The following is a 22,549-nucleotide window of genomic DNA, read 5'->3' on the forward strand; positions in this document are numbered from 1 at the left end:
TAGGGTGTCTTCCGGCTCAGGCGTCGCGCGCTTGCAGCCGGAATGCGTGTGTTTCGAAGAAAGGACGTGAGGGAATGTCATCCTTGCTCTCCTATCTCTCGTTCTTCAAACGCGGCGCTAATCCGTGCGTTCAGCGAATGTCATTTGAACGCGCGTCAAAGCAGGCGGTATATTGATGCTCTGTCGCTTGACGCGCCTGATGACGCCGTTTAGCGACGATCATCGCCACCGTCAGCAGGGCGGGAAGCGCCAGGACGGCGAAAATGGTGCTGAAGCTCCAACCGAGCGCCAGCATTTCAGCCCCGGCCAGCGCGCTTAAGATAGCGCCCAAACGGCCGATGCCGTGCATCCAGCTGGAGCCGGTGGCTCGCGCTTCGGTGGGGTAAAAGCTGGCCGACAACGCGTTCATGCCGGTGTTGGCGCCCCCGATGCAGAACCCGATGGCCATCGCGCAGCCGCCCATCAGGAGGGGGTAACCCATTGCCATCCCCATCAGCAGAGTGAACAGCGCCCCCAACCCATAAATCGACGCCAACGCGCGATGTGGTTCGGATCTGTCCATCACCCACCCGGAAAATAGCGATCCTAATGTCCCGCCCGCCTGAAATAGCGCGGTGATGACCGCCGCTTGCGCGATGTTGAAACCGCTGTCTTTAATCAGCAGTGGCAGCCAACTGCCTAAGGTGTAGTACAGAAACAGCGCGCTAAAATACGCGCCCCACAGCATTAAACTGCCGAAGCGGTACCGTGCGCTCACTACCAGTTTAACCGGATGAGTGCAGACCTGGCCCGGCGGGGGCAGAACAACGGTAGAATGTCGAAAATCGCGATCGGGCGCCAGTTTCGCCAGAATGCGCTGAATGCCGCCCTGATCTGCCCGTTTCGCCACCAGGAAACACACCGATTCGGGTAACGCCGCCATCAGCACGGGCGCGAACAGCAGGGGCAAGATCCCGCCAAGCAGCAGCACGGCATGCCAGCCGAAGCGCGGCATCAGCCAGGACGCGGCGAATCCGCCCAAGGCGGCGCCAAAGGTGAAGCCGCAGAAAACCACGGTAATCAAGAAAGCGCGGCGTCGGGCGGGCGCGAACTCCGCCACCAGGGTGCCGACATTCGGCATGGCGGCGCCGAGCCCCAATCCGGTGAGCAGGCGAAATAACATCATCTGCTCCATATTTTGAGAAAACGCCGTCACCAGCGTCCAAACGCCAAAAAAGAATACGCTGTTGATGATGACGACTTTGCGGCCGAATCTGTCTGACAATGGTCCGGATAGCATCGCGCCCAGCGACAGGCCAATCAGCGCCGCGCTGATCACCAGCCCCAGTTCGCGGTTAGTGATTTGCCAATCCGCCTTAAGCTCTGGCGCAATAAATCCCATGATAACGATATCGAATCCATCCAGAGCAATGATGCAAAAGCCGAGCAGCACGATCATCTTTTGCCATTTGCCTAACGGGCGGTCGTCGATCAGCGCCCGAACATTGATTGCGTTGTTTCCCGACATGGGGGGCTCCCGGTGCAGTAGTTGAGTGTCATCACTATAAGCAGCCCCTGGGCGGACGTTAAACGGCGATAATCGAAAAAATGTGCGTTTATCGGACAATTGAGCCGGCGGTGAGTGACGAGGCAGTGTTAACTTTATGTTATGAAAAGGGATTGCCGTGAGAATGGCAGTGCCGGAGGCCACTGAGAGTGTGAGCGCGATCATTAACCTTTTCAGTAAGATGGAAGAACAGGCGGGCCTTGATGGCCCGCGCGATTAATGCATGGCGGTGAGCCGAACCGGGGCGTTGGCGGCCCCAAAGCCGCGGTAGCCGCCTCGGCGTTCCAGAAGTTCGAAGAAGAAGCGGCCTTTTTCATAGGGCACGGTGTAGACATGCAGCAATTCACCGCCCTGATCGTCTCGATCGTAGAGCACATTGCCCGCTTGCAGCTGTGAGAGGAAAGCGGGGTCGAGATCGAAACGCGCTCTGAGATCGTGATAGTAGTTATCGGGAATACGCAGCGTTTTTAATCCGCGCGCCTGCGCCGCTTTCACCATGCTGAACAGATCCTCGCAGCCAAAGGCGACGTGCTGCAAGCCTGCGCCCTGATAGGCGGTTAGCGCCTGGGCGATTTGCGTTTCCCTGCTCACCGACATATTCAGCGGCAGCCGGATGGCGTCGTTGGGGCTGCGCAAGACGCGGCTGCGAACCAAACCCAGCGGATCGGGCAATTCCCACTCGTTGTCCTGCACAAAACCCGGCACGCTGCGCAGGAACATGATCCAGTTGCCGCTCGATTCATCCGCCAGCGCAATCGCCAGGTGATCGATGCTTTGCAGCGCGGGCGGCGGCCGCGCTGCGATGAGTCAGATGAAAATCAGCGTGATAAATATCGTTCTTGGGATCTTCGTCCGCTTCCACCAGATAAATCAGGCTGCCGTCCGGTGCGCACAGCGCGGGGATTTGCCGCTCGTTGGGGCCGGTTTCTCCTTGCCAGATGGCGTACCCGTAGTCTTGCGCCCGTTGCAGTAAACGCGCTACGCCGCGCACCCGCCACGCCACGGCGCACAGGGAAATGCCGTGCAGGTGATAATAGCCGCTGGCCTGACTTTCCGGCTGGGCATTCAGAATGACATTCACTTTGCCGTTGCGATAGAGGGCGACGCTTTTGGAGCGGTGCTCGCCGGCGTGAACCAATCCCAGCTGCGTCAGCCATTGGCCCATCGCCAGCCCGTCGTTGTGCGAGACGGCAAATTCGATAAACTCCAGCGCCAGCAAGGGCGGATGCGGCTGCGAATGGAATAAGGAACGTTCCATGAGCGAGGCCATGGCGTTGGGCAGCAGAGGCTGTTTGGCCAACCAGTCATAGGTTTGCTCCTCCAGCCACAACAACGATCGGAAACCGTCCTGGGCCGTGGGGAGCACCGGCGAGGCGCGGAAACCATCGTTAAATATCTCCAGCGACCAGGCGCCGCGATAGCCATGCGCGGAAAGTTGGGTCATGAACTGGGTCAGATTCAGCTCCCCTTGGCCGGGGAAGCAGCGGAAATGGCGACTCCAGGCGAGCACATCCATCTTCAACAGCGGGGCGTCCGCCAGTTGGACAAACACGATTTTTTCGGGCGGCACGTCCTCGAGGCCATCGAGGTTATCGCCGCGCGACAGGATATGAAAACTATCGAGAATGATCCCCAACGCCGGATGATCTACGGCCTTCACGCGCGCCCAGGCGTCGCGCCACATATTCACGTGACGTCCCCAGGCCAGCGCTTCATAACCGACAGTAATATCATACTCGGCGGCCAACTCCGCCAACGCGCGCAAATCGCTCACTTGCGTGGCCATGTCTTCGCTGCTGTCGGGCGAGACATTGCTGCAGAGCAGCATGCGAGAACAGCCCAGTTGCTGCATGACTTCGAACTTGCGCGCCGCGCGGGAAAGGTTCTGCGCCAGCGTTTCGCGCGAGCCTCCTTCGAAGTCCCGAAACGGTTGGAACAGTAAAATTTCCAGGCCCAGTTCGGCGCACAACTCACGGATTTCCGCCGGTGAGCCGGGGTAGTAGACCAGATCGTTATCGAAAATTTCGACGCCATCAAAGCCTGCGGCGGCGATAGCCCGCAGTTTTTCCGGCAGCGAACCCGATACCGAGACCGTCGCGATAGAACGTTTCATCATTGCCTCCAGTTAAGCGGTCATGGATGACCTGAAAGCGACCATTCAGCAGCGAGGCGGACCACCGACGGGAATTGAATCATGTTATGGACCAAATGAAATGTTTCGTCAATTCAGAACATTCCATTACCTTTGGTTATATAAAGCGATCGGTTTTCTCACTTTACTTTTACATATTGCGCTTCCTACACTCTGTCGACATGTACCCTCAAATAATAAGGATACCGGGATGAAAAGTGATTGGATGGCGCGAGAACTGGTGCATCGCGATTACAGTCATCACCCGCCGGCGCTGGCGCCGCTGTATAAAACCAGCGTGCTGCGGTCGCCGCGCAATGCATTAATTTCATTGCAAAACTCGCTGTCTGAACTGACCGCCCCCGTCTTCACGCCAACGGATATCGGCCCGCTGGATCACGATCTGATTCTGAATTACGCCAAAGACGGCTTACCGATCGGCGAGCGGATCATCGTGCATGGATTTGTGCGGGATGCCTTCGGGGCGCCGGTGCGCAACGCCCTGGTCGAGGTATGGCAGGCCAATGCGGGAGGGCGCTATCGTCACAAGAAAGATCAGTATCTGGCGCCTATCGATCCCAACTTTGGCGGCTGCGGCAGGATGCTGACCGACGACAACGGGTATTACTGTTTTCGTACGATCAAGCCGGGCCCGTATCCCTGGCGCAATCAGGTCAGCGACTGGCGTCCGGCGCATATTCACTTCTCGCTCTCCGGCGAGGCGTTCGCGCAGCGCTTGATCACGCAGATGTATTTCGAAGGCGATCCGTTGCTCGTTCGCTGCCCCATCTTGCAGTCGGTAGGCAGTGACGATGCGATGCGCACGCTGATTGCCGAGCTGGATATGCACGCCGCCGTGCCGCTGGACAGTCTGGCTTACCGCTTCGATCTGGTGCTGCGAGGCCATCGAGCCACGTGGTTTGAGAACCGTACACAGGGAGCCGCGTGATGAAAAAGTATTTGTCTGAAACGGCCTCGCAAACCGCCGGGCCTTATGTGCACATCGGTTTGGCACCGCATGCCGCCGGCTTTGATATTTTCGAGCGTAATTTTACCCATGTGTTGACGCAACCGGAGACGCGTGGGGAGCGCATCGTGGTGGAAGGGCATGTCTATGACGGTTCCGGCACGCAGGTTCGAGACGCGCTGGTCGAAGTCTGGCAGGCCAATGCCGCCGGGCGATATCAGCACCCCGCCGACGGCCAGTTGGATAAGCCCGACGATCCGGCGTTTCGCGGCTGGGGGCGAACCTGTTCGGATTTCACCAGCGGCCTGTGGCAATTCGAGACGATTAAACCGGGGCGCGTGACGGGGCGCGACGGCCGGTTGATGGCGCCCCATCTCAATCTGTGGATAGTGGCCCGCGGCATCAACATCGGGTTGAACACGCGTCTCTACTTTGCCGACGAACAGGCGGCCAATGCCGAAGATCCGGTGTTGAATCTCATCGAGTGGGAAAAACGGCGCAGCACGTTATTGGCGCAAAGGCGGCAGCGCGGGGATCAGACGGTGTACCATTTCGACATCTGGTTACAGGGCGAGAACGAAACCGTTTTTTTTGATATTTGATCCTCCGCTCGCCCTGACAATGAGCTTGCCGCGCCGGCGGCAAGTTAATACTATAAATCATGAACATGACTTCTCGCTTTAGCCAACGCATCCGCCTTCGTCATCTGCACGCCTTTGTCGCTACCGCGCAACAGGGGACGTTGGTGCGCGCCGCACAGCAATTGGGCATCACGCAGCCCGCGCTCTCTAAAACGCTCAACGAACTGGAAAGCCTGGCCGGCGAGCGCCTTTTTTCGCGCAATCGGCAGGGGGCGGAACTGACCGCCGCCGGAACGCGTTTCCTGCAGGATGCCAGCCGCGTTTTGGATGCGCTGAATGTGTTGGGGCGCACGCTTGCCTCGGACAGCGAGGCGCTGCCGGCGCCGCTGCATATCGGCGCGCTGCCCACCACGCTGGTGAGCCTGGTCGCGCCGGTCGTGGTGGGGTTGCAGCAGCAATCCCCCGGCTGGCGCATGCAGGTTACGACGCTGGCCAACGATGCGCTGATGATGGCGGTGAGATCGGGGCAATTAACGTTAGGCATCGGGCGCATGTCAGACCCCTCCCGCATGGAAGGGCTCAACTTCGAGCTGCTGTATCATGAAACGCTGCGGCTGGTGGTTGCTCCTCATCATCCGCTGTTGCATTCGGATGTCTCGCTGGCGGAGGCGTTGAGCTGGCCATTGGTGCTCTCCCCGCGGGGTACGGTGCCGCGTCAGAATGCGGAGGCGCTCATTGTCAGCCACGGGCTGGCGGTGCCGGAAGGGTGCGTCGAGACGTTGTCGGTTACGCTGGCGCGCTGCCTGACGCTACAGTATGGCTATGTGTGGCTGGTGCCTTACGGCGCGGTGCGTGACGACTTGTTCAGCAATCACCTGCGTGCGCTGCCGTTGCCTACCCAGGGCATGGCCGAGCCGCTGGGCATCATTACCCGGCAAGAGGCGCTCTCGTCCCCTGAGCAGCAGCGCCTGATTGCTGCGCTGCGCCAAAGGGTGCTGGATGTACCGGTATAACCGCGTCTTCTAGTCGTCCGATCGCCGCCCGGCGTCGTGTTCGGCAAAGACGGACTGCGCCAGATGAAAAGCGGCGTTCGAGGCGGGTAAGCCGCAGTAAAGCGCCGCATGCATCAGAACTTCTTTGATCTCTTCACGCGTGACGCCGTTATTGAAGGCGGCCCGGATATGCATTTTCAGCTCAGCTTCGCGATTCAAGGCGATCAGCATCGCGATGGTGATCAGGCTGCGGGTATGGCGCGACAAGCCCGGACGCGTCCATATTTCTCCCCAGGCGTAGCGAGTGATGAAATGCTGAAACTCCTCGTTGAGCGGCGACAGCGCCGCGAGGGTATTATCGACATGCTCATCGCCCAACACCGCTCTGCGCACCGTCAGGCCTTGCTGATAACGTTGCCGCTGCGTGAGCTGCTCATCCAAAAAGGCCCGGAACGCGCGGTTAAATGCCCGCCAGGCTTCGATGCTGGACAGGTGGGCGGCGGGCAGGATGACGCATTGCGCGTCGGGAATGCCTGCCGCCAAGGCTTTTGCATCGTCGACGGTCGTTACCGCATCCTCATGTCCGGCGATAACCAGCGTCGGAACGCGGATGCCTGCCAGCTCGGCGCGTAAATCGGCGGTCGCCAGCGCGTCGCAGCAAGCGGCATAGCCCTCGGGATCGCAGGCGGTGAGCTGTTGCACGACGGTTTGCACCTTGACGGGGGCGGATTGGCAAAATGCCGGGGTGAACCAGCGCGCTGCCGCGCCATCGCTGACGGCGGACATGCCGCACTGGCGCACCTGCGCGGCGCGTTCTCGCCAATGCTCCGTCACCCCGATTTTCGCGGCGCTATTGGCGATCGTCAGCGTCAGCAAGCGATCGGCATGAAAGCGCGCCAGCCATAACCCCGTCAGCCCCCCCATGGAGATGCCGCAGAAATGCACCCGATCAATCGCCAGAGTGTCCAGCAGGGACAGCACCTGTTCGCCCAGTCGCGCCAGCGAGCCGGGCTGTTCATCGGGCGCAGAGTCGCCGTGGCCGGCAACGTCGTAGCGCAGAATGCGATAGTGGGCGATGAACGCGTCGCGCTGCGGCTGCCACATTGCCAATGAGGTGCCCAGCGAGTTGCCAAACAGAATAACCGGGGCGTTTTCAGGCCCCTCAAGGACATAATTCAACATGATTGCTCCCTCTCGGCCATCGCCAGGACTTGTTGAATGAAACGCTGCGTGCTGCCGGTGGCATTGGCCGGATCGAGCAAGGTTTCCAGGGTTTCCCGGCTGAGTCGGGAAGAGACTTCCGCATCGGCGCACAGGAGGGTTAACAGGGGTTGCTGGGTGGCCAGGGCTTGCCGGCAGCACCGTTCTATATGATGGTGCGCCTGTTGACGTCCGAGGGTGGGGGCCAAGGCCAGGGTAACCGATTCAGCCATGATCAGCCCTTGCGTCAGCGCCAGATTGCGCCGCATCGCCGCTTCATGCACCTCCAGACCGTTAATGAGATCCAGGCTTTGCGCCAATGCTGCCCCGCTCAGCACCAGGAGCTGCGGCAGGCTTTGCCACTCGGCCTGCCAGCCGCCCAGCGCGCGTTCGTGCTCCTGCACCAGGCCGGCATACAATCCGGACATCAACGCAGGCAGACGGTTGGCCGCGCTGAGGATGGCGGCGCAGAGCACCGGATTGCGCTTATGCGGCATCGTGGAAGAGCCGCCGCGTCCGGGGGCCGACGGTTCGCTGATTTCAGCGACTTCGGTCTGCATCAACAAAGACATGTCGCGCGCCAGCTTGCCGAGCGAGCCCGTCAGGCCGGCATACCAACTCGCCAGCTCCAACAACCGATCGCGTTGGGTATGCCACGGCGTGGCGCTGCGCGGCAGGGCCAGCGCTTGCGCCAGCGCCCGCTCAACGCGCTCGCCCTGTTCGCCGAGCGAGGCGAGCGTGCCGGCCGCGCCGCCGAATTGCAACGCGAGCACGCGTGGCCGCATTTCAGCCAGACGAGCCCGATAGCGCAGCAAGGCGTCCAGCGTGCCGGCCAGCTTCAGCCCCAGCGTCGTTGGCAAAGCGTGTTGCAGCCAGGTGCGGCCCACCATTAACGTTGCGCTATGGCGCCGGCATTGCGCCGTCAGCGCCGCAATCAGCTGATTGAGCAGCGCGTTGGTTTTATCGAGCGCGCTGCGCAGTTGCAGCACCAGCCCGCTGTCAATCGCATCCTGACTGGTCGCCCCCCAGTGAACGAAACGCGCCGCTTCCGGTGAGGTTTGCGCCACCAACGCCGTCAATTGTTTGACGAGGGGAATGGCTAAATTGCCCGCCAATCCGGCGGACTGCGTCAGCGCGGCGGCGTCGAGCTTTTCCGCCTGGCAGTGGCTGCGTATGATCCGCGCGGACGCGTCATCGGTAATCCCTGCAGACGCCAGGGCCTGCGCCAGACCGGCTTCGAAATCAAGCATGCCCTGCAGCAGCGCCGTGTCGCTGAAGCAGGGCGTTAATGGGGAAGCCATAAACATTGCGCTATAGAGAGACATTCGTTATATCCGTTCCAGAATCAAGGCGACGCCTTGCCCGACACCGACGCACATGGTGCACAGGGCAAAACGCCCGCCGGTGCGCCGCAGTTGATAAGCGGCGGTCATGGCCAACCTGCCGCCGGATGCCCCCAGGGGATGCCCCAGCGCGATAGCGCCGCCGTTAGGGTTGACCTGTTCCGCGTCATCCGGCAGTCCCAGGGCGCGCGTCACGGCCAGCGCCTGGGCGGCAAAGGCTTCATTCAACTCAATGACGTCCATTTGCGCCAGGCTCAAACCGGTTTGCGCCAGCACTTTGCGGACCGCGGGAACCGGCCCGTAACCCATGATGCGCGGCTCTACGCCGCAGGCGGACATGCCGACCACACGCGCCAGCGGGGCGAGTCCATACTGCACCGCCGCGCGTTCGCTGGCAATGAGCAGGGCGCTGGCCCCGTCGTTGATGCCCGAGGCGTTGCCGGCGGTGACGCTCCCCTCGGGGCGCACGACGCCTTTCAGGGCGGACAGCGCGGCCAAAGAGGTGCTGCGGGGATGTTCGTCGCGAACCAGGCTGAGCGGCTCGCCTTTGCGTTGCGGAATGCTGACGGCGATCAGTTCCTCATCAAACAGACCCAGCTCCTGAGCGCGGGCGGTGCGCTGTTGGCTGCGCAATGCAAAGGCGTCTTGATCGGCGCGGCTGACGGCGAAATCGCGAGCCACATTTTCGGCGGTTTCAGGCATGGTTTCGACACCGAACTGCGCGCGCATTTGCGGGTTGATAAAGCGCCATCCCATCGTCGTATCTTCCATTTTCAGCGATCGGCTGAAGGCGCTGTCCGCTTTGCCGGTGACAAAGGGCGCGCGCGACATGCTTTCCACGCCGCCCGCGATGATGACCTCCGCTTCGCCGCATTTAATGGCGCGCGCCGCCATGCCTACCGCGTCCAATCCCGAACCGCACAGGCGATTGAGGGTGGTGCCCGGCACGGTGTGGGGCAACCCGGCCAACAGCAGCGCCATTCGCGCCACGTTGCGGTTGTCTTCACCGGCCTGGTTGGCGCACCCCAGAATAACGTCATCAATGGCGTGGGGATCCAACTGCGGCAGTCGGGCAAGCAGCGCCTTCAGGGGCAGAGCGGCCAAATCGTCGGCGCGCAGCGCGGATAATGCGCCGCCGTAACGGCCGAATGGCGTACGAACGGCATCGCAGATAAAAGCCTGTTGCATGGCGATTTCCTCAAGCGGGGATCAAGTCAGATTGCAGTAAACGTATCGGGGTTAACGCTTGCAGCGCGTCAAAGGTGAGCCCCGGACACAGCTCCCGCACCTGCGGGCCGTCCGGGGTGATATCAATGATTGCCATATCCGAATAAATGCGGCTGACGCAGGCCAATCCGGTCAACGGATAGCTGCACTGTTCCACCAGCTTGCATTCGCCGGTCTTGGTCAGGTAGTCCATCATCACATAGACTTTGCGCGCGCCGATGGCCAGATCCATGGCGCCGCCCACCGCCGGGATCGCGTCTTCGGCGCCGGTGCTCCAGTTGGCCAGATCGCCGGCAGCCGAGACCTGATACGCCCCCATCACGCAGATATCGAGGTGGCCGCCGCGCATCATGGTAAAAGAGTCGGCGTGATGGAAATAACTGCCGCCGGGCAGCAAGGTCACCAGTTCTTTACCGGCGTTGATGAGTTCCGGATCTTCTTCGCCCGGCGCGGGTGACGGCCCCATGCCGAGCAGGCCGTTTTCGCTGTGCAGAATCACCTCTTTGTCGGCGGGCAGGTAGTTAGCGATGCGGGTCGGAAGCCCAATCCCGAGGTTGACGTAGGCGCCTTCCGGAATATCGCGCGCTACCCGTTGGGCTAATTGGTCGCGGGTTAATTTTTGCATGTTATGACTCCTCAGGCAGAGAGGGAAAAGGTCGCGGGGTGCGCCACCGCCACCAGGCGCTGGACGAAGATGCCCGGCGTTATCACGTTTTCCGGATCCAGTGCGCCCAGCGGCACCAATTCAGCGACCTGCGCTATCGTCGTGGCGGCGGCCATCGCCATCACCGGGCCAAAATTACGCGCCGCTTTGCGGTAAACCAGATTGCCCCAGCGGTCACCCCGATGGGCCTTTATCAAGGCGAAATCCGCCTTTAAGGGCGTTTCAAACACGTAATGCCGTCCGTCGATTTCACGCGTTTCTTTGCCTTGCGCCAGCGGCGTGCCAAAGGCGGTTGGGGTGAAAATGCCGCCCAATCCGCTGCCGGCGGCCTGCATGCGGGCGGCAAGGTTGCCCTGAGGCACCAGTTCCAGTTCGATCGCGCCGCGGCGATAAAGGTCGTCAAAGACCCACGAATCGGCCTGGCGCGGGAAGGAACAAATCATCTTTCGCACACAGCCGGTCTTGAGCAGCGCCGCGAGGCCGCTGTCGCCGTTGCCGGCGTTATTGCTGATTACCGTTAGCTCACGGGCACCGCGTTCAATCAGCGCATCGATCAGTTCCAGCGGCTGTCCCGCGGGGCCAAAGCCGCCAATCATGATGCTCGCACCGTCCGGAATGATGGACACGGCGTCTTCCAGAGTGGCCACACTTTTATCGATCATCTGTTGTTCCTTTCATTCGGCGCCCGCCGGGGGAGTGTTTATCGTCAATGGGAAAAGTAGATCGTCCCTTTCGGGCAAACAATACCGATTATCGAAAAAGTGTGCGATTATCGGCTATTCTTTGAGAGGCATTCGCAGGTTGTGATCGTCGGCACACCGATATTTCAGGCAGACAGCGGGGTAACGAGAATGGAAAAAGAACAGGAAATTACGCGCAGCAGCACCGATCCCTGGAAGGGGGATCCCGACTTTATGGCCTCTTTGGCGCGAGGATTGGAGGTCCTGCAGGCTTTTACGCCGCAGCGGCGGCTGATGTCGGTGTCGCAGATTAGCCAGCGTACCGGCATTCCGCGCGCGGCGGTGCGCCGCTGCCTTTACACCCTGAGTAAGCTGGGCTTTGTGTACGCGGAAGACGGTAAGAATTATGAGCTGCGCCCGCGCGTCTTGTCGCTGGGTCACAACTGGCTGGGGGCTTCGCCGTTGGCCAACGCCGCGCAGCCGGTGTTGAGGCAACTCAGCCAGACGCTCAATGAGTCCTGTTCCATGGCCATATTGGACGGCGATGACATTCTTTATATCGCCCGCGCATCAACTTCGCGGATCATGACCATCGATTTGCACGTCGGCAGTCGCTTACCCGCCAGCACGACGTCGATGGGGCGGGTGCTGCTCAGCGGGCTCGCCAGTGAGACGTTGAATGACTATTTGGCGCGATTGACTCAACTGCGTTACACCAGCCATACCCTGGTGAGCGTCAGCGCATTGCGGGAAGAGCTGGCGCGCGTGCGTCAGCAGGGATATGCCATCAACGATCAGGAACTGGAGATTGGCCTGCGTTCACTGGCGGTGCCGCTCACCACGCCGGACGGCCGCATCGCCGCGGCGTTGAACGTCGGCGTGCATGCCGGCCAGGTTTCCGCAGAGCGTTTGCATCAGCACCACCTGCCTTTGTTGCGCTCGGCCGCCGACGAGATATCGCTGCTGTTGCACGACTAACCGTGGGTGATCGCGCCGGGGTGCGTATACGGCCCGATTTTTCCGTATCCTGCAGCGCAATGCGGTGTTGTACTGTTGCCCGCGGGTAAGGTAATTTGCTGAGGGCATGATGACTGACGCAGGGGGCAACGGACATGAATGAAAGGATCGACTACCACATCGAGAAATACCACTTCGCGCCGCTGGATGAAGCCCCGCGGCTCGCGCGCCAGTGGAGCGAGGTGTTGAACGAGTGTCGCCAGACGCAGGCCGGGGCGGAGCAGCGTCTGCGCATTGCGCTGCTCAACGTGGACTATGTGACCAGTTTTGAATTGCCGTTTCGTTTATTGCTGGTGCGGGCGCCGCAGCTGATTGCCGGCCTGCGCGATGAGTTGTCGATCAGTCAAAAAAATGTGGTGTTCAACGGCAAGCGCTTTGGCTGCGTTTACAGCCTGAAAAGCGATTTAAGCGACGTGCCTGAGGCCTTCCAATACGGCCTGTCGACCCGTATTCACCGCACTTCGGCGTCGGGCGTAGACGCGCTGCCTTACCGGGAAATCGCCAAAGCGCTCAAGGCGCCGCGTGAGCGACTTAAGCTGGCGCTGGAGCAGGGGCTGCGGGTCACGGCGTTGGACGGACTGTTCTGGTTCGGCATACAGCGCATTGCCGCCGAGGTGCGCAGGCTAAGAAAAACCGGCATGGCGATCGTGACGGCGGAAACGGAGATCTTCGACACCCTGACCGGCACCACGCGCAAGGTTCCGGTATACCGCCTGGCCGAGAGTTGATGACCGATAGTCGGCGGTTCAGCTTATGAAGCGCGATTCCCGCCGGGCTCCTCTACGGTTCTTTTTTACCCGCATCTCCTTGCCGCTCAGCAAGAAAACCGACGTGACATATTCCTAAAATCTGACCTGTGTTCGTTCTGCCGTAGCACAACGCAAACGACGGGCCACCGCCGATAGCCGGTGCCACGATGGTGTTTCCGGTTGGCGGCGCCGTTTGCCGCCCACCTTTGGCTAACATCGACGAGGGTTTGAAGGAGAAGAGTATGTTGAAACGTTTCGCACTGTTGTGCTGGTGCCTGATCGGCGCCAATGCGCTGGCGGCGGGCCCCAACGCCAATATCAAGTATTACGGCTATGACTGGCTGGACTTTTATGAAACCGCCACGTCGTCTTTCAGCGCCACAGAGGCGCTTAAGGCGATTACCGGCACCGGCTTCAGTATGACCAATCTGAATGTGGTGCACACGTTGGCAAGTCTCAATCTGCCCGTTTGCGCCGGGGGGACTTGCGCCGTGAACATTCAGGCTGGTTCGGGGGCGGTATCGGGCTCGCCGTTTATCGATATCTGCCCTGGGGCGGTCTCGAACAGCAACTGCCAGGCCGCAGGTTCCTGGAACGCCATCTGGACGGTGGTCAAGAAGATCGCCGAAGCCAAATATAAGCCCGGCGCCATTTATTTTATCGATGAGCCGTTCGACGTTCCTGCCTTGCAGACCGGGGGAAAATATGACGCTTACCAATACTCCAGCTATGTTTGCACCCTGCGACAGGCCATGCAGGAGTTCGGGGTCGCGATCCCCGTCTACACCATCTTGTCCTACCGACATGCCAACAACGCCGAATGGATCCGTGAAATACAGCAGGGCGCGCCCGCGACCGCGTGTCCGACCAATGTAAAAAGCACGCCAGATTGGGTTGGAGTGGATAACTACAACTGGTCGGTGGCGGATATGTGGAGTACCTACAATCGCCTGGCGCCGATAAGCGCAGCCGGACAAAAGTGGGTGTTGGTACCGCCTTCTACGGCATCGTTAGGAATGAACGACCAGCAACTGCATGCGCAAATTCAACTGTATTGGGATTTTATTAATCAATATCCGACTGCGCCCGTGGTTTACATCATGAACTGGCGGTTTGATCGCGCGGTCACCGAGAATCGCGCGGCCTTCCCCGAATCGACCGCCTTATTGTCTTTCATGGCGAACACGCTGCTCACCCAACCTTAAGCGTGCAAAAAGGAGGTTCGCCATCAGGAACCTCCTTATGGATTGCACGGCTTACCGATAGGCTTCATTGCGCGCGATCGCGTATTTGCCGCTGCCCAGCAGCAGGATGGCGAGCCCGCCCATAAAGAACACCAGCTCGTTTTCAATGCCCCAGGCGCCGACGTCGGTGACGCTGAACACCTTGCCGGTGCCCACCATCAAAAACGCCACCACCAGCGTAAAGGCGTAAACCAGCGCTGCGGGGCGGGTGAACAGCCCCAAAATGATCAGTATCGGCGCCAGGATCTCCCCCACATACACGCCGTAGGCGATGAAGGCGGGCAGCCCGTGATCCTGCAACGCACCGGCGATCCAACCGACGCCGTGCTGAATCTTCGCCACGCCGTGAAACAGCATCAGCCCGCCGAAGGTCAGCCTGAGCGCCAACTTGCCGGCGTCCGGGCGATCAAAAAGGCGCGTGAATGCCGCATTCAATGACTTAACCATGGCCCTTCCTCCTGAATAGGAATGATTTTTAATCAATATATCTGCAAGATAAATACAAAAGATGTCCTGGATCAGTAAAACGGCGGGCTTTACGCCGAATCACCGGGTGAGGTTTAGCGGACGCTTCGCACGGCAACGCAGGCTGTCCCCGCAACCCAAATCGCGGTAAAATGCAGCAGTTCACCTTATCGCACGTCATCAGGCCGTCGTACTCGCTATGAAAATGCGCAAACCGCGCCGTCCGCCCGGGCGGTGGATCTATTACATCCTGCATGAAGACATGCTGTGGCCCTGCCCGGTCAAATGGGAGTGGGAGAGCGGCTATAACGCCTGGCTGCCATTTTACTATTCCCCCACGCTGGAATTTGTCGCCGGCAACCCCGCCCGCGCCACCAAGGTCAGCAGCGGCCGGCGCTAAGCGTGCTGCCCGCCTTGCCGCCCGGCATCCGCTCACCTAAGATCATTGCATCACCCACAGGTTTCCGGGAGCGTCCATGTCTACTCTGTTTCGCACGTCTCTTTGCGGCGCGGCGGCGTTGCTGCTGCTTGCGGGTTGTCAGCAGACGGCGCATCAACCGGCGCCGCCGCTGCAGGCGCAATTGGATCACATCGCTCTGATGCTGGCCGGCGGGCATTTCCTGCGCGTGGACTGCGGGCGCAGCGACGTGCCGGACGACGTGAAATTGCAACGCACTGCGATGCGTGCAGCGCAGCACCGCGGCTGGGATACGCATGCGGCAGGGTATCGGCAGTTGCCGGCGCTCACCCAGGCGCGTTACCTGACTCTGCAACAGGGTGATCAGCTGCTGACGGACAAATGCGCCACGCTCAGCCGCAGCACCGCGCGCTTTATTGCGGCGGCGCAGGCCGATCAGGAAGACTACATGGAGTAGCGCTACGGTGTGCCTGTCGGGCGCTCGCCACGGGCGCCCAAAAATTCTTTGCAGGATAACGATTTATCGCTCATCATTTGAAATGATGTTTCACTTTTATCCATCGAGCCCACCTTGAACCTGTATGCCGCACTGCGTCAGCGCGTGGAAAATACGCCTTGGTACGCCAAACGGAAAAGCTACCGCGTGCTGTTCTGGCGCGAAATCACGCCGCTGGCGGTGCCGATCTTTCTGGAGAACGCCTGCGTTCTGTTGATGGGGGTGCTGAGCACCTTTCTGGTGAGTTGGCTCGGCAAAGAGGCGATGGCCGGGGTGGGGCTGGCGGACAGCTTCAACATGGTGATCATCGCCTTTTTCGCCGCGGTGGATCTCGGCACCACCGTGGTGGTGGCCTTCAGCCTCGGCAAGCGGGATCGCCGGCGCGCGCGGGCGGCGGCGCGTCAGTCGCTGGTCCTGATGACCGGTGTGGCGTTGCTGTTGGCGGCGGGCATTCATCTGGCGGGTGAGCCTATCATTGATGTGATCGCCGGTGCGGCCTCGCCGGAAGTGAAAGCGCTGGCGCTCTCTTACCTGCAAACCACGGTGTGGAGCTACCCGGCGGCGGCGATTGCGCTGATTGGCAGCGGCGCGTTGCGCGGCGCGGGCAACACCAAGATCCCGCTGCTGATCAACGGCGGCATGAATATCCTCAATATCATCATCAGCAGCATCCTGATTTACGGCATGCTGGGCTGGCACGGGCTGGGCTTCGTCGGCGCCGGGCTGGGGCTGACGATTTCCCGCTATATCGGCGCCATTGCCATCCTCTATGTGTTGGCGATCGGTTTTAATCCGGCGCTGCACATCACGCTGAAAAGCTATTTCACGCCGCTGAAGATGAGCATCCTGTGGGAAGTGCTGGGGATCGGCATTCCCGCCAGCGTCGAATCGGTGCTGTTCAACGGCGGCAAACTGTTGACGCAGATGTTCGTCGCCGGCATGGGCACCAACGTGATCGCCGGTAACTTCATCGCCTTCTCCATCGCTTCCTTGATCAACTTGCCGGGCAACGCGCTGGGGTCGGCTTCGACCATCATCGTCGGCCGGCGGCTCGGCAAAGGCGAGATCGGTCAGGCGGAACGGCAGCTGCGCCATATTTTCTGGCTGTCTACCCTTGGGTTGACCGCTATCGCCTGGGGCACGGCGCCGTTGGCCGGGGTATTCGCCGCGTTTTATACCTCGCAGGATGACGTGAAAACGGTGGTGAAAACCCTGATTTGGCTCAACGCCGCCTTTATGCCGATCTGGGCCGCTTCCTGGGTGTTGCCCGCCGGGCTGAAAGGCGCGCGCGACGCCCGCTTTGCCATGTGGGTGACGATGCTCGGCATGTGGGGCTGCCGCGTGGTGGCGGGCTACGCGCTGGGTATCGAACTGGGCATGGGCGTGGTGGGGGTCTGGTTGGGGATGTTCCTCGATTGGGCGGTGCGCGGCGCCTTGTTCTACTGGCGCATGGTCAGCGGACGCTGGCTGTGGAAATATCCGCGGGCCAAACGCCGGGAGGCCGGGTAACCGGCCGCGGGGCGCCGGCGAGGTGGCCTCAGTATAAAAGCGTCATCGCGCTGAAGAACAACAGCGTCAAGGCGATGATGATGAGGTTTTGCGTGGCTTTGCGCACCAGTTTACTGGCGCTCAGGTGGCTGTCGATGATGTAGAGCAGCGGCACCATCAGCAGCACGTAGGCGAACATCAGCATGGCGGTAAAGGGTTGCAGGTTCATTCTCGCCCCTCCTGTGCGCCATCATGGCCGACCAGGTGCACCAGCACGGCCTTCGGCGGATGGGGCAACGCAATAAAGGGCGGGGTGGCTGGGGAGTCCGCCGCGAACGGCAGACCGGCGCGCCGCGTCCTCACCGCCGCTTGCAGAATTTTCTTTCGATGCTTCCGAGTATGGTCGACCATGCGCCTCCGAATAAGGCCGCCGGCAGGCGGCCGATCGCTGTATTGCAAGGATTACAGGCCGCTGCCGGGGCCATGCATTCATAATATTGCGAATGATAACCATTATCAATAGTGGGGGTGAAAAAATTAAGGGTATTGCAAGGGGGCATCGGGCGGTGGCGTAAAAAGAAAAAGCACGCCTTGCGGCGTGCTTTGCGGGGTACTAACGGTGGTAGTTACTTCTGATCGGGCAGAGCGTAAGCGACCACGTAGTCGCCCAGCTTGGTGCCGAAGGAACCGTGGCCGCCGGCGTAGATCAGCACGTACTGCTTGCCGTTGACCTCATAGGTCATCGGCGTCGCCTGGCCGCCGGCCGGCAAGCGCGCTTCCCACAGTTTTTCACCGTTGGTCACGCTGAAGGCGCGCAGGTAGTTGTCTGCGGTGGCGCCGATGAAGAACACGTTACCGGCGGTGGTCACCGGGCCGCCCAGCATTGGCATGCCCATTTTGAACGGCAGCGGCAACGGTGAGCTGTCGCGCACGGTGCCGATGCGTTTTTTCCACACGATGTCGTTGGTTTTCAGATCCACGGCGGAAATGTAACCCCAGGCCGGCTGTTTGCATGGCAGACCAAACGGTGACAGGAACGGGTTCAGGGTGACGCCGAACGGCACGCCATACTGCGGCTGTACGCCGGATTCGGTGCCGCTGCCGCCTTTGTCGCCTTCCGGCGGCTCAATCGGGTTGCCTGGGCCGCGCGGGATCAGTTTGGAGACGAACGGCAGCGCGATCGGGTTGGCGATGGCGATTTCGCGATCGGTATCGACGGCCAGGCCGCCCCACTCGAACATGCCCAGGTTGCCCGGGAACACCAGCGTGCCCTGCTCGGATGGCGGGGTGAAGGTGCCTTCGTAGCGCAGGCTGTGGAACATCACGCGGCAGACCAGCTGATCATAGATGGTCGCGCCCCACATGTCGGCGCCCGTCAGTTTCTTCTCAGGACGGAAGGTCAGCTCGGAGAACGGCTGGGTCGGTGACAGGCGATCGCCTTTGGCCGGGCCCTGCGGTACCGGTTTCTCCGGCGCCGGCACCACCAGTTCGCCGTTGGTGCGGTTCAGCACGAAGATGTTGCCGGTTTTGGTCGGCACGTAGATGACCGGCACTTTTTTACCGCTCTTGTCGGTAATGTCCGCCAGGGTCGGCTGCGCCGGCACGTCCATATCCCACAGGTCGTGGTGGACGGTCTGATAGAACCAGGCCAGTTTGCCGGTGGAGGCGTTCAGCGCCAACAGGCCGCTGGCGTAGCGTTCCATTTCCGGGGTGCGATCGCCGCCCCAGATGTCCGGAGTGGAAACGCCCATCGGCAGGTAAACGATATCCAGCTTGGCGTCATAGGCGGCAGGCGCCCAGGAGTTCGGCGAGTTCGGCACGAAGTGGTGCTCGTCCGCCGGGATGGCGTTCGGATCTTTCGCGCCCGGATCGAAGGCCCACAGCAGCTTGCCGCTGTTGACGTCGAAGCCGCGGATCACGCCGGAAGGCTCGCGGTTGGAGTAGTTGTCGGTCACGGCACCGGCGACGACGATCACTTTATCGGTGATCACCGGCGGCGAGGTCGGCTCGTAGTGGCCCGGCGTCGCATACGGCATATTGCTCTGCAGGTTCAGCTCACCGTTGTTGGCGAAGTCCGGGCAGGGTTTACCGGTTTCGGCGTCCAGCGCAAACAGGCGGCCGTCGTTGACCGGCAGAATGATGCGGCGTGCGCACATCGCCGGTGCGGCATCGCCGGCGGCGCCTGCGGCTGCGGCGGTTTCGTGGTAAGACACGCCGCGGCAGGTGATGTGCTGGAAGGTCGGGTTGTACTTCAGCTGCGGATCAAATTTCCACTTTTCTTTACCGGTGGCGGCATCCAGCGCAAACAGCTTCTGGTGCGGCGTACACATGTAAAGGGTATCGCGGATTTTGATCGGCGTGACTTCGTTGGTGATCTCACCCGGATCGTTGGCGGTCTTCAGATCGCCGGTCTGGAAGCGCCAGGCTTCTTGCAACTGGCCAACGTTTTTGTCGTTGATCTGGCTCAGCGGCGAGTAACGGGTGCCTTCCTGGGTGCGGCCATAGGCCGGCCAGTCGGACCCGGTGGCGTCTTTCGGCTGTACCTGAGCGGCGTCGAGCGTGCCGTTGATCTCTTGCGGATCGTTGAATACGGCATAGGCCAGCGCGATGACGGTGATCGCCAGCGCCGCGCTCAGCGCGCCGTAGGCGAACTTGCCGTTGGCCACCAGCTTACGGTAGATAAACGGCAGCACCAGCCACAGACCGAAGAAGAAGGTGATGTCCAGGCGCGGCGTCAGCGCCCAGAAGTCCGGGCCCACTTCCCACAGGGCCCAAATGGTGGTGCCCAGCAGGAATACCGCGTACAGCAGCAGCGCGGTGGCGCGGCGGCGGAACAGCAGCCAGGAGGTCGCCAGCAGCACCAGCCCGGCGATGATGTAATACAGCGAACCGCCCAACTTGGCCAGCCAGATGCCGCCGCCGAGCAGATAAAGCCCGCTCAGCGCGGCAAACAGCGCCGTTATGACGATAAGCGGCGATAGTGACGCTTTATTTTGCATAGCAATACCCTTACCAAAAATGAAAGTCCCCGATTTAGAGATTAAGCCAAATCGGAAAAAACACGCGGTTTCTCCCTACTATTTCAGCGAGAAGCCGCTAGGGTGACGTAAAACCCATCCCGTTTTTTAACCTTAAGGTGCTTTGCCTTATTCAAAGCGATAAGACAAGGTGGCGCCGCCACCCCAGTTGCGCCCCGGCGCCGGCTCGAAATAGCGGCCGTTGCCTTCGTTGACGATCACCGAACCGACGTATCGGCGATCGAAAACATTGTCCACCCGGCTGAACACGTCCAGCGCCCAGCGGTCCCAGGTAAAGCGATAGCCGGCGTTTACGCCGGCCACGGTGTAAGCGGGGGCCTGCGCGCTGTTGGCGTCATTGGCCTGAATGTCGCTCATGTAGCGCAGTTCCGCGCCGGCGTGCCAGCCTTCCGGCGGCGCAAACGCCAGCGAGGCGTAGCCCATGTTGCGGGCGATGCCCGGCAGGCGATTGCCGGCGGGGGTGCAGCCGGCTTTGCCGCACATTTCGCTGCGGTAGGTGGCGTCCAGCAGCGTCCAGGCCATATGCAGCCGCCAGTCCAGCGCAAACTCCTGATCCAGCGCCAGCTCCAGGCCGCGCCGCCGGGTTTTGCCGGCGTTGGCGTAGCTGGTGCGTCCGCCGCTGCTTTCCGCCACCACCAGCTCGTTGTCGGTATCGGTCTGGAACAGCGCAGCGCTCACCAGGCCGTTGCCGAGGCGCAGTTTGCTGCCCAGTTCGACGGTGTCGCTGGTGGATGGCTGCAGGCCGATATTAAGGCCCGCCTGGCCGTCGGGGCGGTAGGAGAGTTCGTTGATGGTCGGGGTTTCAAAGCCGCGGCCGGCGGAGAGATAAACGTTCCACGCCGGGTTGATCTTGTAGTTGAGCGAGCCCATCGGCAGCCACTGGTGGTAGCGTTTGCTGCCGCTGTCGTCGCCGTTGCGCGGCGTGATGTAGTAATCGGTCGAGTCGAAGCTGACCGTGCTGTAGCGCAGGCCGGCGTCCAGCGTCCAGTGTGGCGTCAGTTGCCAGGAGGTTTGCAGGTAAGGATCCAGGTTCCAGATGCGGTTCTTCTCGTTGCGCCGCTGGTCGCCTTTCTCGCCGTAGTCCACTGTGCCGTCTCGCAGAATAAAGTTTTCGAACCCCTGGCGGCGTTCGGTCATGGTTTCATAATCCAGACCGCCGATCAGTGTTACCGGTAACGATGCGAGAGTATCCTCATGCTTCCAGCGAGTGTCAATGCCCTGATATTTTCTTTCCAGCACGATCACCCCGCCGGCGTGGGTGGGGTTGAGCTGCGGCCCCATCGGGATCGATTGGTACTGCGTGGTGTGGCGTTCGCCGTGGTAAGCGGTCAGCGTCAGTTCGTCGCGCTCGCTCATCTGGCGCTGATAGCGCAGGCCGGCCTGGGTTTGATCGAGCGATTTGCGGGTGTTGTATTGATCCGCGCGCGGCGCCTGGCGCGGGTTTTCCTTCCATTCCGCTTCGGTCAGGCCGCCCGGATCGCCGGCGTCAATCGAGACGCTGTTGAACATCAGCGTCAGGGTGCTGACGTCGTCTAGCCGCACGCCGAGCTTGCCGTTGCCGAGGTTTTTCCGCGCGGCGCTGTGATCGCGGTAGCCCTGAGTGGTGAAGCGGGTACCCGAAATGGCGTAGTTGACGTCGCCGGCCTGGGTGCCGTCGCCGGTGGCGCCGGTCGCTTTCACCCCGTAGCGCCAGGTGTTGTCGCTGCCAAAATAGCCGCCGGCCTCCAGCGTAGGCGGCTGGGTGCCGGTAATCGTATCAACATTGATCACCCCGCCCGAGGCGTTGCCGTACAGCGCGGAATAGGGGCCGCGCAGCACCTCGATGCGTTCGACGGAATTGATGTCGATGTTGGAGGTTTGTCCCTGGCCGTCGGGCATGGTGGCGGGAATGCCGTCGACGTACATGCGCACGCCGCGCACGCCGAACATCGAACGGCTGCCGAACCCGCGTATCGACAGCTGCAGATCCTGCGCATAGTTTTGCCGGTTTTGAAGCTGCAGGCCCGGCACGCTGCCGAGGTTTTCCGACAGGTTAATCTGCGGGGCGGCGTTGCGCAGGTCCTGGCCGTCGATCACGCTGACGGACACCGGCGATCCCAGCTCGGTCAATCCGGTGGGTTGCGCCATCACCACCAGGGTGTCGCTTTTCTCTTTATTATTTTCTGCCGCCAGCGCCTGGCTGGCAAACATGGGATGTAGCAATAGCATTGCAGCCGGGGTCAGCACGGCGCTTTTCTTATTGGTCATGGGATAAATCTGCCACTGGTATTGAAAGGGAATCGCAGGTCGATTCAGAGTTAGCC

At 61.0% G+C, this 22,549-nt stretch carries 19 protein-coding genes and 1 pseudogene; 9 read left to right on the forward strand and 11 right to left on the reverse strand.

Translation table 11 applies throughout. The features are described from left to right. Positions 1 to 130: 130 nt before the first annotated feature. Together ACJ8KE_RS02305 and ACJ8KE_RS02310 are read right to left on the reverse strand one after the other, a co-directional pair. Positions 131 to 1,507, reverse strand: coding sequence for an MFS transporter (locus ACJ8KE_RS02305; RefSeq protein WP_079451545.1), 1,377 nt, complete (start codon positions 1,505 to 1,507; stop codon positions 131 to 133). 255 nt (positions 1,508 to 1,762) lie between these two features. Then, positions 1,763 to 3,659 (reverse strand): annotated as a pseudogene (locus ACJ8KE_RS02310) (bifunctional sugar phosphate isomerase/epimerase/4-hydroxyphenylpyruvate dioxygenase family protein). Between the two features lie 229 nt (positions 3,660 to 3,888). On the opposite strand from ACJ8KE_RS02310, the gene pcaH reads away from it, so the two are divergent. From pcaH to ACJ8KE_RS02325, 3 genes are read left to right on the forward strand one after another with little or no spacing between them, the layout of a single operon-like run. Then, complete coding sequence (pcaH, locus tag ACJ8KE_RS02315) at positions 3,889 to 4,626, forward strand: protocatechuate 3,4-dioxygenase subunit beta (protein WP_016927158.1); 738 nt, start codon at positions 3,889 to 3,891, stop codon at positions 4,624 to 4,626. Beyond that, a complete protein-coding gene (gene pcaG, locus ACJ8KE_RS02320; RefSeq protein WP_079451544.1) occupies positions 4,626 to 5,246 on the forward strand; it encodes a protocatechuate 3,4-dioxygenase subunit alpha in 621 nt (206 codons plus the stop codon). The genes pcaH and pcaG overlap by 1 nt, the downstream gene beginning before the upstream one ends. 59 nt (positions 5,247 to 5,305) lie before the next feature. Continuing rightward, positions 5,306 to 6,238: a LysR substrate-binding domain-containing protein gene (locus tag ACJ8KE_RS02325; protein WP_028128141.1), complete on the forward strand. Its 933-nt coding sequence runs from the start codon at positions 5,306 to 5,308 to the stop codon at positions 6,236 to 6,238. Positions 6,239 to 6,247: 9 nt separating this feature from the next. Here the strand turns inward: ACJ8KE_RS02325 and pcaDC are convergent, their stop codons facing one another. From pcaDC to ACJ8KE_RS02350, 5 genes are read right to left on the reverse strand one after another with little or no spacing between them, the layout of a single operon-like run. Further along, positions 6,248 to 7,402: a bifunctional 3-oxoadipate enol-lactonase/4-carboxymuconolactone decarboxylase PcaDC gene (gene pcaDC / locus ACJ8KE_RS02330; RefSeq protein ID WP_060660887.1), complete on the reverse strand. Its 1,155-nt coding sequence runs from the start codon at positions 7,400 to 7,402 to the stop codon at positions 6,248 to 6,250. Further along, complete coding sequence (locus ACJ8KE_RS02335) at positions 7,393 to 8,742, reverse strand: 3-carboxy-cis,cis-muconate cycloisomerase (RefSeq protein ID WP_284065289.1); 1,350 nt, start codon at positions 8,740 to 8,742, stop codon at positions 7,393 to 7,395. Before ACJ8KE_RS02335 ends, pcaDC begins: the two co-directional genes overlap by 10 nt. Positions 8,743 to 8,745: 3 nt before the next feature. Then, complete coding sequence (pcaF, locus tag ACJ8KE_RS02340; RefSeq protein ID WP_016927163.1) at positions 8,746 to 9,948, reverse strand: 3-oxoadipyl-CoA thiolase; 1,203 nt, start codon at positions 9,946 to 9,948, stop codon at positions 8,746 to 8,748. 10 nt (positions 9,949 to 9,958) lie between these two features. After that, entirely contained in the window at positions 9,959 to 10,612 is a 654-nt protein-coding gene (locus ACJ8KE_RS02345) for a 3-oxoacid CoA-transferase subunit B (protein ID WP_016927164.1), read from the reverse strand. 11 nt (positions 10,613 to 10,623) lie between these two features. Beyond that, positions 10,624 to 11,313, reverse strand: a complete 690-nt coding sequence (locus tag ACJ8KE_RS02350; RefSeq protein WP_016927165.1) for a 3-oxoacid CoA-transferase subunit A — start codon at positions 11,311 to 11,313, stop codon at positions 10,624 to 10,626. Between the two features lie 189 nt (positions 11,314 to 11,502). Between ACJ8KE_RS02350 and ACJ8KE_RS02355 the strand changes: the two genes are divergently transcribed. From ACJ8KE_RS02355 to ACJ8KE_RS02365, 3 genes are all read left to right on the forward strand, one after another. Continuing rightward, complete coding sequence (locus ACJ8KE_RS02355) at positions 11,503 to 12,309, forward strand: IclR family transcriptional regulator domain-containing protein (RefSeq protein ID WP_016927166.1); 807 nt, start codon at positions 11,503 to 11,505, stop codon at positions 12,307 to 12,309. A gap of 134 nt (positions 12,310 to 12,443) precedes the next feature. Then, positions 12,444 to 13,076 carry a helix-turn-helix domain-containing protein gene (locus ACJ8KE_RS02360; RefSeq protein ID WP_016927167.1) on the forward strand — a complete coding sequence of 211 codons (633 nt, stop codon included), beginning with the start codon at positions 12,444 to 12,446 and terminating at the stop codon, positions 13,074 to 13,076. Between the two features lie 263 nt (positions 13,077 to 13,339). Then, entirely contained in the window at positions 13,340 to 14,302 is a 963-nt protein-coding gene (locus ACJ8KE_RS02365) for a hypothetical protein (protein ID WP_318669780.1), read from the forward strand. A gap of 51 nt (positions 14,303 to 14,353) precedes the next feature. Here the strand turns inward: ACJ8KE_RS02365 and ACJ8KE_RS02370 are convergent, their stop codons facing one another. Next, positions 14,354 to 14,788, reverse strand: a complete 435-nt coding sequence (locus ACJ8KE_RS02370) for a DoxX family protein (RefSeq protein WP_016927169.1) — start codon at positions 14,786 to 14,788, stop codon at positions 14,354 to 14,356. 217 nt (positions 14,789 to 15,005) lie between these two features. Here ACJ8KE_RS02370 and ACJ8KE_RS02375 point away from each other — a divergent pair, with 217 nt between their 5' ends. From ACJ8KE_RS02375 to ACJ8KE_RS02385, 3 genes are all read left to right on the forward strand, one after another. Further along, positions 15,006 to 15,206, forward strand: a complete 201-nt coding sequence (locus tag ACJ8KE_RS02375) for a hypothetical protein (RefSeq protein ID WP_016927170.1) — start codon at positions 15,006 to 15,008, stop codon at positions 15,204 to 15,206. A 76-nt stretch (positions 15,207 to 15,282) separates the two neighbouring features. Beyond that, on the forward strand, positions 15,283 to 15,681 hold the full coding sequence (gene gspS, locus ACJ8KE_RS02380; RefSeq protein WP_016927171.1) for a type II secretion system pilot lipoprotein GspS: 399 nt from the start codon (positions 15,283 to 15,285) through the stop codon (positions 15,679 to 15,681). Between the two features lie 114 nt (positions 15,682 to 15,795). Further along, positions 15,796 to 17,229 (forward strand): EmmdR/YeeO family multidrug/toxin efflux MATE transporter, encoded by a 1,434-nt coding sequence (locus tag ACJ8KE_RS02385; RefSeq protein WP_004935263.1) that lies wholly within the window; start codon positions 15,796 to 15,798, stop codon positions 17,227 to 17,229. Positions 17,230 to 17,257: 28 nt separating this feature from the next. Here ACJ8KE_RS02385 and ACJ8KE_RS02390 read toward each other — a convergent pair whose 3' ends face one another. The 3 genes from ACJ8KE_RS02390 to pqqU form a co-directional block, all read right to left on the reverse strand. Beyond that, entirely contained in the window at positions 17,258 to 17,437 is a 180-nt protein-coding gene (locus ACJ8KE_RS02390; RefSeq protein ID WP_442517084.1) for a hypothetical protein, read from the reverse strand. 397 nt (positions 17,438 to 17,834) lie between these two features. After that, positions 17,835 to 20,207, reverse strand: a complete 2,373-nt coding sequence (locus ACJ8KE_RS02395; protein ID WP_240293614.1) for a glucose/quinate/shikimate family membrane-bound PQQ-dependent dehydrogenase — start codon at positions 20,205 to 20,207, stop codon at positions 17,835 to 17,837. A 147-nt stretch (positions 20,208 to 20,354) separates the two neighbouring features. Further along, complete coding sequence (gene pqqU, locus ACJ8KE_RS02400) at positions 20,355 to 22,493, reverse strand: TonB-dependent receptor PqqU (RefSeq protein ID WP_172962810.1); 2,139 nt, start codon at positions 22,491 to 22,493, stop codon at positions 20,355 to 20,357. Between the last annotated feature and the right edge of the window lie 56 nt (positions 22,494 to 22,549).

This window comes from Serratia sp. CY56464 (genome assembly GCF_052168435.1).
GTDB lineage: Bacteria > Pseudomonadota > Gammaproteobacteria > Enterobacterales > Enterobacteriaceae > Serratia > Serratia marcescens.